Raw genomic sequence first — 13,547 nt, forward strand, 5'->3', positions numbered from 1 at the left:
CACGTTCGCCAATCAAGTTGGCGGAGCGCTCGCCGCAAGGGGTCGAGATCGCACGTAGGCGCCTGGCCAGTTCCTTGCTGTGGTGTGTGGTGTGGACCGATGGTGCGCTGTCCTGGTCGCGGTCGCGACCGCGTGTACGTCGACGCCCGGCGATGACGGCCCGGCGGTGTGCAGCCGGGAAGACACGGTTCGCTTCGCGGCGTGGCGCCCGCACCCGGTCGACGTGCTGGTCGTGGTCGACCGGTCGGCATCGATGAGCGATGATCAGGAACAGCTGGCGAGGTTCGCCGGCGCGCTGGCGAGCGTCGCGACGATCTACGACGCCCACGTGGCCGTGGTGACGTCGGACCTCGGCGGCGACGGCGTCACCGGGTGTGCGGGCGACGGCGACGCGGCGCGGTTCCAGCGCGCGACGATGTGCGGTGTCGACGGCGCCTTCGTGCGGACCAACGCCCGCGCCGACGACGGGATGCTCGACAACGCCGGCGGCGACGTGCGCGCCGCGCTCGCGTGCATGCTCGAGCTGCCCACGTCGAGTTGCCCGGTCAGCCAGCCGCTGGCGGCGGCGCTGCGCGCGCTCGACGGGTCACAGCCAGCCGACGCCGGCTTCCATCGACCCGGCGTGCCGCTGGCGCTGATGATCCTGACCGACAGCGATGACTGCTCGATGGTGGCGTTGGGCGCGCTGCGGGCGACCGGGCTGCCGCTGGGCGACGAGGCCGAGGTCGACCTCGCGTGCTTCACCGCGGGCCAGGGCGCCGACGGCGGGCTCGCGGACCCGATCGCGACCTTCGCGGAGGTCGTCGGCGCTGACCGGTTCTGGATCGGGATCGTCTCGGGCGGGCCCGACGTGCGCGTGGTCGACGGCGCGCTCGCCTCGGCGTGCGCCGATGGTCGCTCGGTCGTCGGGGCACCCCGGCTGGCGCAGCTCAGCGCGCCCGAGCGCCTCGCGCGCGTCGACGCGTGCGGTGACGGATGGTCCGATCTGCTGAGCCTGGTGGCTTGGGCCGAGCCGGGGTGGGCCTTCGCGGCGTGCCTCGACCCTGCCGCCGATCAGGCGCCGACCGTGCCCGGCGCGCAGGTGGTCTGCACGGCCGAGCAGCGGATCACCCCGGTCGACCGCGGCGACGACGTGGTCGCGCCGCTGCCGCCGTGCGGCGCCGGCGACGACGGCCCGTGCTGGCGGATCGCGGGCATCGACACGGCGACCTGTCCCGGCGGCATCGAGGTGCGCAGCGAGGGCGTGCGCGGGATCGACCGCGTCGACGTCACGCTCCGGTGCGAGCTGCCGTGCGACTAGCCGCCGCCGTCGCGCTCGTCGCCGCGTGCGCCGAGCCGCCGGCCGACGACGGTGGCGCGCTGGTCTGCAGCCGCGAGCTCACGACGCGGTTCTGGGGCTGGTACACCGATCCGCGCGACGTGCTGATCGTGATGGATCGCTCGCCGTCGATGGCCGACGACCGGGACCCGATCACGCTCCGGCGCGAGCTGTCGTGCCCGCCGGCGCGACGCGCGCGCTCACACCAGGAAGAACCGGCCCATCATGCCGTGGTCCTCGTGCTCGAGGATGTGGCAGTGGAACATGTACGGGAACGCGCGGTCGGCGGTGCCGGCGAAGGAGAGCAGCAGGCGCACGACCCGGCCGGGCGGCACCAGCACGGTGTCCTTCCAGCCGGCCAGCGGCGGCGGCGGCGGCGCGCCGTCGATGTCGAGCACCTGGAACTGGCGGTGGTGGACGTGGATCGGGTGGGCCATGCCCGAGGTGTTGGTGACGGTCCACAGCTCGACGTCGCCGACCGGGACGTCGAAGCTGATCGCCGCCGGCACCGCGTCAGGTCGGTCATCTGCGTGCCGTTGATCGACACGCTGCCCATCGACATCGCCAGCACCAGCGCGCGTGTGCGCACCGCGTCGGTCTCGGCGCCGCGCGCGATCGGCGCGAACGCCGTCGGCGGCGCCAGCGCGACCGTCGGCGCGGCCCCGACCTCGAACGTCGCGAGGTCGAAGGTCGAGCCGTCGAGGGCGTCAGCCAGGTTCGCGCCCATCTGGCCGGTGAACAGCGCGCCCTTGACCTCGCCCGAGAAGCTCTGCAGCACCACGGCGGCGCCGGTCGCGTCGGCGGCGAAGTCGACCAGGAGCTCGACGCGCTCGCCCGGCGCCACCAGCGCCCGCGTCGTCGCGAGCGGCGCCGCGAGCAAGCCGCCGTCGCTGGCGATCATCAGGAAGCTGCGGTCGTCGGCGAAGCCGAGGTTGTAGTTGCGCGCGTTCGAGCCGTTGAGCACGCGCAGGCGCACCAGCCCGCGATCGACCCGACCGCGCGGCACCACGGCGCCGTTGACCAGGATGGTCTCGCCCTTCAGGCCGGCCATGCGGTCGTGCATGCTGGGCATGCCGCCGTCGGAGTACGGGTGGGTGCCGTCGGCGAACAGCCGCCGATCCTGGATCACCAGCGGCAGGTCGTCGACGCCGTAGGTCGACGGCAGCTCGGTCGTGGCCGTGGGCTCCTCGACGAAGATCAGCCCGGCCATGCCCATGTAGACCTGGCGGCCGGTCGCGTGCATCTGGTGCGGGTGGTACCAGGCCGTCGACGGCCGCTGGACCACGTCGTACTCCGACACCCAGGTCGCGCCGGGCGCGATCGGCTGGTACGGGCCGCCGTCGCTGTGGGCCGGCAGCTCGACGCCGTGCCAGTGCAGGGTCGAGATCTCGCCGAGGGCGTTGGTGACCTCGAGCCGGACCCGCTCGCCGCGGCGGAAGCGCAGGGTCGGGCCGAGGTACGCGCCGTTGACGCCGTAGGTCGCGGTCGGCGCGCCCGCGCCGAAGTCGACGGTGCCGGGCTGGAGCGCGAGCTGGAACACCCGCACGCCGCCCTGGAGCTCGCCGTCGAGCAGCGGCGGCACCGGCAGCCGCGCGCCGCCGTCGATCGTGACGCCGGGATCCTGGCCGCAGCCGCCGAGCGCCCCCGGCAGCGCCAGCGCCACGCCGGCGGCGCCGCAGCCCTTGAGGAAGGTTCGGCGCCGGAGCGCGAGGGGACCGATCCAGCGTCGTGCAGCCATGGTGCTCGGTGAGAGCCAGACGCCGTCCGAAAGGTTCGCGCAGCGACGCGGGGCGCGGCGATTTCTCTGGCGGCGGCGGCGGCGTCGTCGGCGACCGCATCCTCCACCACAGCCACACCGTGCCGATCCAGGGCGCTCGCTGCCGGCCGGCGCAGGCGCAGGCCCGAGGGCCGACGCACCCGTGCACCGCACGTCCTCACCTCACCTGATCGTCACGCGCGGGCCGACGCACCTCACCCGATCGTCACGCCCGACGGCACCTCACCCGATCGTCACGCCCGACGCGGCGCCCAGCCCGCTCGCGTCGCTCGCCGCCGGCCGGCGCAGGGCGCAGGCCCGAGGGCCGACGCACCCGTGCACCGCACGTCCTCACCTCACCCGATCGTCACGGGCGGCCCGGGCTGACGCACCTCACCGCGACGCCCCGACGCTCACCCGTCGTGCTGGTCGCAACACGCTTTTCGCGTGCCGCCGCGCGGCGCCGATCGCTGCGCTGGGCGGCTCAGAAACCGCCGGCCGGGGCGCCAGGTAGGTGTTACCCTCACCGCGCCATGTTCGTCTGTCCTGACTGCGGCCACAGCCAACCTGCGCCCGGCGCGTGCCCGTCCGATCAGACCCCGCTGGTGTCGCGCGGCGACGACGCGCTGGTCGGGACCTCGGTCGGCGTCTACCGGATCGCCAAGCTGCTCGGCGTCGGCGGCATGGGCCGCGTCTACAAGGGCGTGCACCCGCAGATCGGCAGCCGCGTGGCGGTCAAGGTGCTGTCGCGCGAGTGCGCCGATCGCGCCGACCTGGTCGAGCGGTTCTTCTCGGAGGCGCGCGCGGTCAACCTGATCCGCCACGAGAGCATCGTCAACATCCTCGATCTGTCGCAGCTCCCCGACGGTCGCCCGTACATCATCATGGAGTACCTCGACGGGGCGCCGCTCAACGACCTGATCGAGAAGCGCGGGCCGCTGCCGCTGGGCGGGATGGCCCGGCTGATGACCGAGGCGCTCGACGCGCTCGGCGCGGCCCACGCCAAGGGCATCGTCCACCGCGATCTCAAGCCCGACAACATCTACGTCACGCCGGCCGGGCGCCCCAAGGTGCTCGACTTCGGCATCGCCAAGCTGCGACCCGAGCTGGGCGGCTCGGCGACGCAGACCGGCTCGCTGCTCGGCACGCCGCACTACATGTCGCCCGAGCAGGCGCTGGGCAAGCCGGTCGATCTACGCACCGACATCTACGCGATGGGCGTGATCCTCTTCGAGTGCGCCACCGGCCGCAAGCCGTTCGCCGGCGACTCGCTGTTCGACCTGCTGCGCAAGCACATCGACGAGCCGCCGCCGCCGCCGCACCTGCTCCGGCCCGACATGCCGCCGGCGATGGAGCAGGTCATCCTGCGCGCGCTCGCCAAGGATCCCAACCATCGCTTCGGCTCGGCCGCCGAGCTGGCCCAGGCGCTGATGCACTCGACGCAGCAGCTGGGGCCCGACGCCTGGACCACGGTGTCGCCAGCCAGCCTGGCGCGGATGAGCGCGCAGGGCGGGGTCCCGGGCTACCCGACGCCGGCGAGCTGGCCGGGCGGCGGCACGCCGATGCCGCTGCCGGGCGGGCCGACCGCGCCGGGCGGGCCGCCGATGATGCACGGCGGCACGCCGATGCCGATGTACGGCGCGCCGGGCAGCTACCCGCCGCCGTCGCCGTCGATGGCGTCGGCCGCGGGCCAGGTGCTGCCGCAGCAGACCCAGGCGTCGAGGTCGAGCAAGGGCGTGCTGTTCGCGCTGGCCGGGCTGGCCTTGGTCGGCGGCGGCGTCGCCGCGGCGCTGATCGTCGGCGGCGGCTCGGACGACGCCAAGCCCGACGTCGGCTCGGGCAGCGCCAGCGGCTCGGCCATGACGCCGACCGAGCTGACGGCCGCGGGCTCAGCGCTGGCGGGCTCGGGCTCGTCGATGGCGGGCTCGGGCGCGGTCGAGCCGCCGACCGCGGACCGGCTCGCGGCCGCGGCCGATCAGCTCGCGAAGGCGGGCGATCAGCTCGAGCAGCTGGATCCCGATCACCTCGCCGCGATGGTCGACACCGCCGCGCAGCTCGCGGGCAGCGGCAAGGCCGGCGCGATGCGTCCGCCGCCGCCGCCGCTGCCGGGGAACCCGACCACGCCGACCACGCCGACCACGCCGACCACGCCGACCACGCCGACCCCCGCGGGCGCGACCGATCTCGACAAGCGCGTCGCGGCCTTCTCGAGCGGCGAGCCGGCCTGCGACGACTACATCCGGCTGATGCTCGCGGCGTCGAAGTGCGACAAGCTCGCGTCGTCGGCCGATAGCATGCGCACCGGCGTGACCGGCATGATGCAGGGCTACGCGCGCTTCAACCAGATGCCCGCCGACATGCGCCAGACCGCGGTCGACGGCTGCACCACCGCCTCGGCCAGCATGCGCTCGATGCTCAAGCAGTTCGCGTGCGCGTACCCGGCGCCGCCCAAGGGCGGGGCGACCGCCAGCGGCGCGCCGGCGCCCGATCCCGATCCGCCGCTGCCGATCGACAAGCCGCACAACATCCGGATCGCCGGGTTCAACCCGTCGAGCTTCGACTTCATGGCGTGGTTGCCGAGCGCGCTGGCCGAGGCCAAGAAGGTGCTGCCCGACGCGCAGCTGACGCGGATCGACGCCGACGGGGTCGCGCCCGACGGCCGCGCCCACCTCGACGTGTCCGACGACTTCCAGGTGCTGTACCGGTTCGTGTCGACCACGGCCGCGCAGCCGCCGCCCAACCACCCCAAGGGCCTCAAGTGGGAGCCGCTGTGCATGGTCCAGATCTTCGTCGAGGCCGACGAGGTGATGGTGATCCCGATGAAGGGCTTCGGCTGCGAGAAGCCGATCCCCAAGCCCAAGTGCTCGGCCAAGCAGATCTGGGCCAAGGCCATCGCCAAGGGCGCGCCCGACTCCAACGCCTACGCGTCGTTGTGGTTCGGCTACGCCGGCGGCAAGTGGAGCTTCGACATCAAGGACGACTTCTCCGACTCGTTCATCGACGGCTGCTGATCGTCGCGGTCCCTCGTCGGTGAGCGGTCGCCGCGCACGGTCGCCGCGCTGAGAATCACGCACGGTCGTGACGCTGGCCGCGCACGGTCGCCACGCTGGCCGCGCACGGTCGCCACGCTGGCCGCGCACGGTCGCCGCGCTGGCCGCGCACGGTCGCCGCGCTGAGAATCACGCACGGTCGCCGCGCTGAGAATCACGCACGGTCGCCGCGCTGAGAATCACGCACGGTCGCCGCGCTGGCCGCGCTGGCCGCGCTCAGTCGCCGCGCTGGCGCACGGTCGTCGCGCACGGTCGCCCCGCTCGGGCGTCGGTGAAGGTGATCGCGGTCGGACGTCGCGATCCGCGCGCGATCAGGGCGTCGCGGCTCGGGCGAGGCGGGCGGCCAGGTCGTCGGCGAGCGTGGCCGCGCGCTCGGGCAGCACCTCGGCGACGGCGGCGAGGTAGACCCGCCAGTAGGCCTCGGCGGCGGTGCGATCGGCGTCGCCGGCCAGGCGCGCGGCCAGCATGGCGGGCTCGAGCTCGAGCGCGCGCTCGCGGGCGATGTAGTCGGCGGCGGCCTCGAGCTGGTACTCGTAGGTGCTCGGCTGGAAGGTCGCGGTGGCGCGGCACGCGGCGCAGGTCCACTCGTGGGTGCGACGGATCGCGACGGCCGAGATCGCGTGTCCGCAGTGCCCGCACGCCGCCTCGGCGACGCGCATCGCGGCGGCGCGCGCGACGATGCGCCGGCCGACCTCCGCCCACACGTGCACCTCGCCGCGGTCGAAGTCGCGCTCGAGCGTCGCGGCGCACGCGGCGCCCCGGGCGTGGGCGCGGTCGCTGGCCGCGGGATCCGGAAACAGGTCGCCGACCTGATCGCTCCAGGTGTCGGAGATCATCGCGCGCAGCGCCAGCATCCGGCTGCGGATGCCGGTCCAGGCCTGGCCGAGCGCGAGGACGTCGTCGTCGGTCTGATCGAGCAGCTCGATCGACCCTGCGTGGGCCTCGGCCAGGAGCTCGTCGGAGCGGGCCTGGATCCTGGCCAGGAACGTGTCCCAGCGCGCGTCGGGGCTCACGGCGTCGCCTCGCAGTGCGCGCACCGCGCGGCGGGCTCGAGCGCGCGCCCGCACCCGCGGCACGCCGGGCGCGACACCATGTTGCCGCCGCAGAAGCCACAGGCCTGCGCGTCGGAGCCGTCCTTGCGCGGCGCGCCGCAGGCCACGCACGTCAGCACGAACGCGCGGGCCGCGACCGGGGCGTCGACCGGCGGGCGCTGCCGGGCGGTCGCGAACAGCCCGCCGAGCCTGGATCTGGGCTTGTCCGGCACGATCCCGATCGTACACGCTGGTGGCGGTCGCGCGCCGCCGTCGTCGCGTTACTTGCGGAGATCCTCGACGTGGTCGAGATCGTGGTCGAGCGGCACCTCGATCGTGACCTCGCGCTCGACGCCGAGCTGCGGGTTGACGAAGCGCAGGCGATGGCGGCCGGGCGTGAGCCGCAGGGTCGCGATGGTCTCGTGGGCGACGCTGCCGCCGTCGACGTAGACCAGCGCCCACGGCCGGGCGTTGACGCGGACGGTGCGCGGCGGGGGCGGCGGCGGCGCGGCGTCGGTGATCGCGCCGGCGTCGACCCGCGGGGCCCGGACGACCGCCGCGTGCCCGGCGTCGAGGACGGCCGCGGCGTCGGGGCCGACGGCGTCGGGGACGGCGCGCGCGTCGACCGGCGCGGGCGCGGCGTCGGGCGGGCCGGCGTCGCGTACGGCGGCGTCGAGCGCGCTGGCCGGCGCGCGGGCGGCGCCGCGCCCACCGACGACCGCGATGGCGATGGCGGCGATGGCGGCGATCACCGCCGCGGCGGCGAGCCCGACCCAGGCGGCGCGGCGCGGCCGGGCGACGGGCGCGACGGGCGCGGTGGGTGCGGGCGCCGGCGGCGGCGGCGCGGCGAGGTCCTCGGCCGCGGTCGCGGCCAGCGAGCGCTCGGTGTTCGATCCGCCGGCGGCGTCGTCGAGGAAGCTGCGCAGGTCGCTGCCGTCGTCGTCGCCGAGCGCGGGGGCGGCGTCGTCGGTCGCGCCGTCCCAGCGCGCCGCCATCCACCGGGCCAGCTGCGCCGCCGGCGCGTCGTCCTTGACCGCGGCGCGGCAGCCGACGATGAACTCGTCGAGCGCGGCCAGCATCGCGCGCGCGTCGTCGAAGCGGTCGGCGCGATCGGCCGCCGTCGCGCGATCGACGATCGCAACCAGCGCCGGATCGATCCCCGGCGGCCACGGCGTCAGCTCGCCCGCCCGCGCGGCCGTGAGCAGCGCCTCGCGCTCGTCGCCGGGCCGGGCCCGGGCGCCGGTGACCAGCTCGCGCAGGAGCAGCCCGACCGCGTAGAGGTCGGCGCGCGCGTCGACGGGCTCGCCGCGGGCCTGCTCGGGCGCCAGGTACGCGGGGGTGCCGACGAGCCCCTTCGGGTCGTCGCCGGCGAGCGCGGCGATGCCGAAATCCGTCAGCTTGACCTCGCCCGACCACGACACCAGCACGTTGCGGGGCGTGACGTCGCGGTGGACGATGCCCAGGGGCTCGCCGTCGGGACCCTTGCGCTCGTGGGCGTACGCCAGCGCACCGCAGCACTCGCCGGCGACGAACGCCGCCACCATCGGTGACAGCTGGTCGCCGGCCCGCGCCAGCGTCGAGCCGAGGTCCTTGCCCTCGACCCGCTCCATCGCCAGGAACACCTGCTCGCCGCTGCGGCCGAAGTCGAAGACCGGGACGATGTTGGCGTGGGTCAGGCTCATCGACAGCCGGGCCTCGCGCATGAACAGGTCGAGGAACCGTACGTCGCCGGCGCGCTCGGGCCGGATCCGCTTCACGACCAAGAGCTTCTCGAGGCCGCCGGCCCGGCGCCGGGCCAGGAACACCTCGGCCATGCCGCCGCGCGCGAGGGGGCGCACCAGCTGGTAGCGACCCATCGCACGCGCCATCGCGGCCAGTATACCCCCGCGGTTGACCGTCGGTCGGCGCGGTCCCAGAATCGGCGGCGTGCGCATCGTGCCCGTGCTCGTGGCCGTCGTCATCGCGACGGCGGCCGACCCGGCGCGGGCGGCGCCGACGGTCGACGCGGTCGTGGTCTGGGCGCCCGGGATCGATCGCGCGCCGATCGCCCGGGCGGCGCAGGTCGCGGGCGTCGCGCTGATCGATCGGACGCCGGCGCCGGCGCCGGCGCCGGCGATCGCCGCCACGGTGACCCGCGCCATCGAGGCGTTCGACGGGCTGCGCCTCGACGACGCCTGGGCCGCGCTCGAGCAGGCCCGGGCCGAGGTCGACGCCACCGGCGGCGGCGACCTGGGGCCGTCGGCGCTGAGCGACGTGTTCGTGTACCGAGCGCTGGTGCGCACCGAGCGCGCCGACCTGACCGGGGCCTGGGACGAGTGGATCACGGCCGCGGCGATCGCGCCCGAGCGCACGCTCGATCCGGCCCGGTTCGCGCCGCGGGTCGTGGCCGATCACGAGCGGGCCCGGGCCGCGGTGCGCGCGCGCGGGCGCGTGCCGCTGACCTTGACCGAGGCCGACGGCTGCACGGCGCGCCTCGACGGTGCGCCGACGCCGACCCCGGTCGAGGCGATCGTCGGCAGCCACTGGCTGCGCGTCACCTGCGCCGGCGCCGAGCCGTGGGGGCGGCGGGTCACGATCACCGAGGCCACGACCACGATCGCGATCGCGGCCCGGCCGGTGCGCGCGCCCAGCGACGACGAGCTCCTGGTCACGGCCCGCTCGGTCGGCGCGGCCGGGTTCGTCGCGGTCGAGCTGCGCGGGTCGGTGGCGTGGGTGCGCCGGTTCGGCGCCGACGGGCGCGAGCGCGACCACCGCACGGTCGCGGTCGCCGACGGCGGCCCGGCGATCGCCGCGGCGGTCGCGGCGCTGGTGCGGCCGCCGGCGCCGGCGCGGCGCTGGTACCAGACGCGCTGGGCCTGGGCCGCCGGCGCGGCCGGCGTGACCGCGGCGATCGTGGTGCCGCTGGCGCTGCTCCTGGCCGGCGGTGACGCGCCGTCGACGGCGACGGTCGCCGGCCCTGGGGCTGACCTGTGACGCGCGCGCGGCGGATCGCGCTCGCGCTGGTGGTCGCGAGCGGGTGCGGCGACGCCGGCGTGCTGGTGCGGCCGGTCTACGAGACCCCGGTCGACGATCCCGACGCCGTCGCCACGGGCCTCGACGCGCTCGAGCTCGCGGTCGCCCGGGCCGGCAGCGCCCAGGATCTGGTGTCGATCAGCTTCGCGCCTGGCGCGGCGGTCGAGCTGGGCGGGGTGCCGTTCGCCGAGGACCTGGTGATCCACCTGGCCGGGCGCCGCGGCGGCAGCGACGTCGGCTACGGGCGCACGTGCAGCTTCGCGCTGGCGGCCGACGCCGAGCCCCCGACGCCGCACCTGTGGTTCGCGCGCAACGTCAAGTTCGCGACGGTCGGCGTCAGCCCGCGGCGCCGGCGCGCGGGCCTGGCGATCACCGCCGTCGACGGTAGCGCGTACCTGATCGGCGGCGACGACGCCGGGGCGGCGACCGTCGCCGAGCGGTTCGATCCGCGCACCGGCGCGCTCACCGACGCCACGCCGCTGGCCGAGCGCACCGGCGCCACCGCGGCCACGTTCGGGATCGGGGCCGCGACCCGGGTCACGGTGCTCGGCGGCGACGGCCCCGGCGCGGGCCTGATCGAGCACCTCCGCCTCGACGGCGGCGCCACCACGGTCGAGTCGGTCGACGTCGGCGGGCCGGCGCGGATCGAGCTGACCGCCACCGCGCTCACCGACGGCCGCGTCGTCGTGATCGGCGGCCGCGCCCCCGCCGGCGCGCCGGTCGGCGCGATCGACGTGATCGCCGACGTCGGCGGCGCGACCGAGGTCCGGCCGGCCCGCGCGATCCTGGCCCACGCCCGCGCTGGCCACACCGCCACGCGGCTCGGCGACGACGTCGGCGCCCCGGTGCTGATCGTCGGCGGCGTCGACGCGGCCGGCGTGCCGGTCGCCGAGGCCGAGCTGTGGAAGCCGCTGTCGGGCGACCTGGCCGACCCGACGACGTTCGTGCGGCCGATGGTCGTGCCCCGGGTCGGCCACGTGGCGCGGCTGATGCCCGACGGCAGCGTGCTGATCATCGGCGGGGTCGACGGCGCGGGCGCGCCGGTGCGCACGCTCGAGCGCTACACCATCGACGCCGGCTTCGTCGCGGTGGGCGATCTGCTCGCGACCGCGGGCGTCGTCGACCTGACCGCGACCCGGCTGCCCGACGGGCGCATCCTGCTGGTCGGCGGTCGGTCGGCGCCGGGCGCGCCGCCGGTCGACGTCGCCTCGATCGCCCGGCTCGACGTGATCGACGGCTCGGTCGACGTGGTCGCGACCGACCGGCTCGCGGTGGCGCGGGCGGGGCACCAGGCCGCGCTCCTGTGCGACGGCACCGTGCTGATCACCGGCGGCACCGACGCCGCGGTCCGGGCCGAGCGCTACAACCCGCCGCCGACCGACCGGCGCTGAGCTCCAGCGGGTTGGTCGCCGGACCCAGGCAGGTGCAGGGGGGACTCCGAGATCCGAAGTCGCATCCAGACCAAGTCGGCATCCCGGGATGCCAAGGCACGGCAGGACCCCCCAGGACCACCCAGGATGCGAGCGCCCCCGACGCGGAGGCCTGCGCTCGAACGAACCGTCACCAGCGCGGAGCTGCTGATCGCGCGCTCACGGCTCGTCCGAGCGCGGCGGCGCCTTGAGGCCGTACTTCTCCATCTTGTAGATCAGCGCGCGGCGCGATAGTCCCAGCCGCCGCGCCGCCCGGGTCTGGTTGTCGCCCTCGGCCGCGAGCGCCGCCACGATCGCGGCGCGCTCGACGTCGGCGATCTGGCCGCGCACGTCGCCGGCGGCCGAGGTCGGGTTGGCCGGGGTGGCGTCGCGGACGTGGTCGGGCAGGTCGGTCTCGCGCACCTGATCGTCGCACAGCACCAGCGCCCGCTCGATCGCGTTCTCGAGCTCGCGGACGTTGCCGGGCCAGGCGTAGGTGGTCAGCGCCGCGCGGGCCTCGTCGGTGATCACCGGCGCCGCCCGGCCGAGCCGCTCGGCGGCGTGGCGCGCGAAGTGCTCGGCCAGCGGCATGATCTCGATCGTGCGGTCGCGCAGCGGCGGCACCATCAACGTGAACCCGGCCACGCGGTACAGCAGGTCCTGGCGGAACCGCCCGACCCGGACCTCGCCGTCGAGGTCGCGGTGGGTCGCGCACACGACCCGGACGTCGACCGGGATCTCGGCGGTGCCGCCGACCCGGGTCACGACCCGCCGCTCGAGCACGCGCAGGAGCTTGGCCTGCAGCGACGGTGGCATCTCGCCGATCTCGTCGAGGAACAGCGTGCCGCCGTCGGCGGCCTCGAAGAAGCCGATCTTCTTGCGGTCGGCGCCGGTGAACGCGCCGCGCTCGTGACCGAACAGCTCGCTCTCGAGCAGGGTCTCGGTCAGCGCCGCGCAGTTGAGCTTGATGAGCGGGCTGGTGCGACGCCGCGAGTGGCGGTGGATCGCCTCGGTCACCAGCTCCTTGCCGACGCCGGTCTCGCCCAGGATCAGCACCGTCATCGACGCGTCGGCGATGCGCTCGATCATCGCGTAGAGCTTGCGCATCGAGGAGTCGATGATGATCGGCCCGGTCACCTCGGTCGGCGCGGTCGTGGCCCGGCGGCTGGTGCCGGTGCGCATCGCGGTCCGCAGCGTCGAGATCACGCCGTGGGGCGAGGTCCCGTCCTCGGGCGCCACCAGCGACACCGCCTTGGCCTCGGCGCCGAGGCCGCGGGCGCCGTCGAGCAGGCGCGCCAGGGCCGCCTTGCCGGACGTGCGGTCGAGCTCGGGCAGGATCAGCAGGTACTCGTCGCCGGCCTGCTCGGCCAGCAGGTCCATCGGCCGCAGCGACCGCGCGATCAGGTCGAGCCCGTCGTCGTGGGCGATCCGGATCATCGCGACCATCACCGGCCGCCGGTAGCGCACCGCCCGGTCGATCTCGGCCACCAGCCGGGCCTCGCCGGCCGAGGCCTCGGCGATCATCGGCCCGGTGTTCAGCCCGCTGGTGACGCTGACCACCGCGGTGATCGGACCCAGCACGAGCTCGTCGCCGCGCACGAGCCGGCGCACGCCCTCGAGCTTGTCGCCGTTGACCCGGGTCCCGTTGCGGCTGCCGAGGTCCTCGACCTCGATCACGTCGCCCGTGCGCCGGACCCGCGCGTGCAGCCGCGACACGCTCGGGTGGTCGACGGTCACCACCGCGCCACGGGAGCGGCCGAAGGTCACGTCGATGCCGTCGTGTAGGTCCACCACCGACGAGCCGCGGTCGGGTAGGTCGACGTGCACGACCAGGAACGCCCGCGGGGCGCCGGGCGGCGCCAGCGACGTGCCAGCGAGGTCGGTGAGGTGTTCAGTCGCCATGCTGTACGACCCGTGCACAGTGGCCGGGAGAACGACGAATCGGCGATGCAGTTCCGGCGGGTTGGGCTA

The 13,547-nt window shown here is 75.4% G+C and carries 9 protein-coding genes; 4 read left to right on the forward strand and 5 right to left on the reverse strand.

Going from position 1 to position 13,547, the window contains the following annotated elements:
- Window positions 1-91 precede the first annotated feature (91 nt).
- Window positions 92-1,300 carry a hypothetical protein gene (locus IPL61_17585; GenBank protein ID MBK9033051.1) on the forward strand — a complete coding sequence of 403 codons (1,209 nt, stop codon included), beginning with the start codon at window positions 92-94 and terminating at the stop codon, window positions 1,298-1,300.
- A gap of 218 nt (window positions 1,301-1,518) precedes the next feature.
- Here IPL61_17585 and IPL61_17590 read toward each other — a convergent pair whose 3' ends face one another.
- A complete protein-coding gene (locus IPL61_17590; GenBank protein MBK9033052.1) occupies window positions 1,519-1,827 on the reverse strand; it encodes a multicopper oxidase domain-containing protein in 309 nt (102 codons plus the stop codon).
- A 1,780-nt stretch (window positions 1,828-3,607) separates the two neighbouring features.
- Here IPL61_17590 and IPL61_17595 point away from each other — a divergent pair.
- On the forward strand, window positions 3,608-6,085 hold the full coding sequence (locus IPL61_17595) for a serine/threonine protein kinase (GenBank protein ID MBK9033053.1): 2,478 nt from the start codon (window positions 3,608-3,610) through the stop codon (window positions 6,083-6,085).
- Window positions 6,086-6,435: 350 nt separating this feature from the next.
- Here IPL61_17595 and IPL61_17600 read toward each other — a convergent pair whose 3' ends face one another.
- Genes IPL61_17600 through IPL61_17610 form a run of 3 tightly spaced genes read right to left on the reverse strand, consistent with a single transcriptional unit; the run spans window position 6,436 to window position 9,023 of the window.
- Window positions 6,436-7,137 (reverse strand): hypothetical protein, encoded by a 702-nt coding sequence (locus tag IPL61_17600; protein MBK9033054.1) that lies wholly within the window; start codon window positions 7,135-7,137, stop codon window positions 6,436-6,438.
- Window positions 7,134-7,388, reverse strand: a complete 255-nt coding sequence (locus IPL61_17605; GenBank protein MBK9033055.1) for a hypothetical protein — start codon at window positions 7,386-7,388, stop codon at window positions 7,134-7,136. Before IPL61_17605 ends, IPL61_17600 begins: the two co-directional genes overlap by 4 nt.
- Window positions 7,389-7,436: 48 nt before the next feature.
- Window positions 7,437-9,023, reverse strand: coding sequence for a serine/threonine protein kinase (locus IPL61_17610; protein ID MBK9033056.1), 1,587 nt, complete (start codon window positions 9,021-9,023; stop codon window positions 7,437-7,439).
- 58 nt (window positions 9,024-9,081) lie between these two features.
- Here IPL61_17610 and IPL61_17615 point away from each other — a divergent pair, with 58 nt between their 5' ends.
- Window positions 9,082-10,128 carry a hypothetical protein gene (locus tag IPL61_17615; protein MBK9033057.1) on the forward strand — a complete coding sequence of 349 codons (1,047 nt, stop codon included), beginning with the start codon at window positions 9,082-9,084 and terminating at the stop codon, window positions 10,126-10,128.
- Window positions 10,125-11,558 (forward strand): hypothetical protein, encoded by a 1,434-nt coding sequence (locus IPL61_17620; protein ID MBK9033058.1) that lies wholly within the window; start codon window positions 10,125-10,127, stop codon window positions 11,556-11,558. The genes IPL61_17615 and IPL61_17620 overlap by 4 nt, the downstream gene beginning before the upstream one ends.
- A gap of 198 nt (window positions 11,559-11,756) precedes the next feature.
- On the opposite strand, the gene IPL61_17625 is transcribed toward IPL61_17620, so the two are convergent.
- The gene (locus IPL61_17625; protein MBK9033059.1) at window positions 11,757-13,478 is read right to left on the reverse strand and encodes a sigma 54-interacting transcriptional regulator; all 1,722 of its coding nucleotides are present in this window, start codon (window positions 13,476-13,478) and stop codon (window positions 11,757-11,759) included.
- Between the last annotated feature and the right edge of the window lie 69 nt (window positions 13,479-13,547).

This window comes from Myxococcales bacterium (assembly GCA_016717005.1).
Lineage (GTDB): Bacteria > Myxococcota_A > Polyangia > Haliangiales > Haliangiaceae > UBA2376.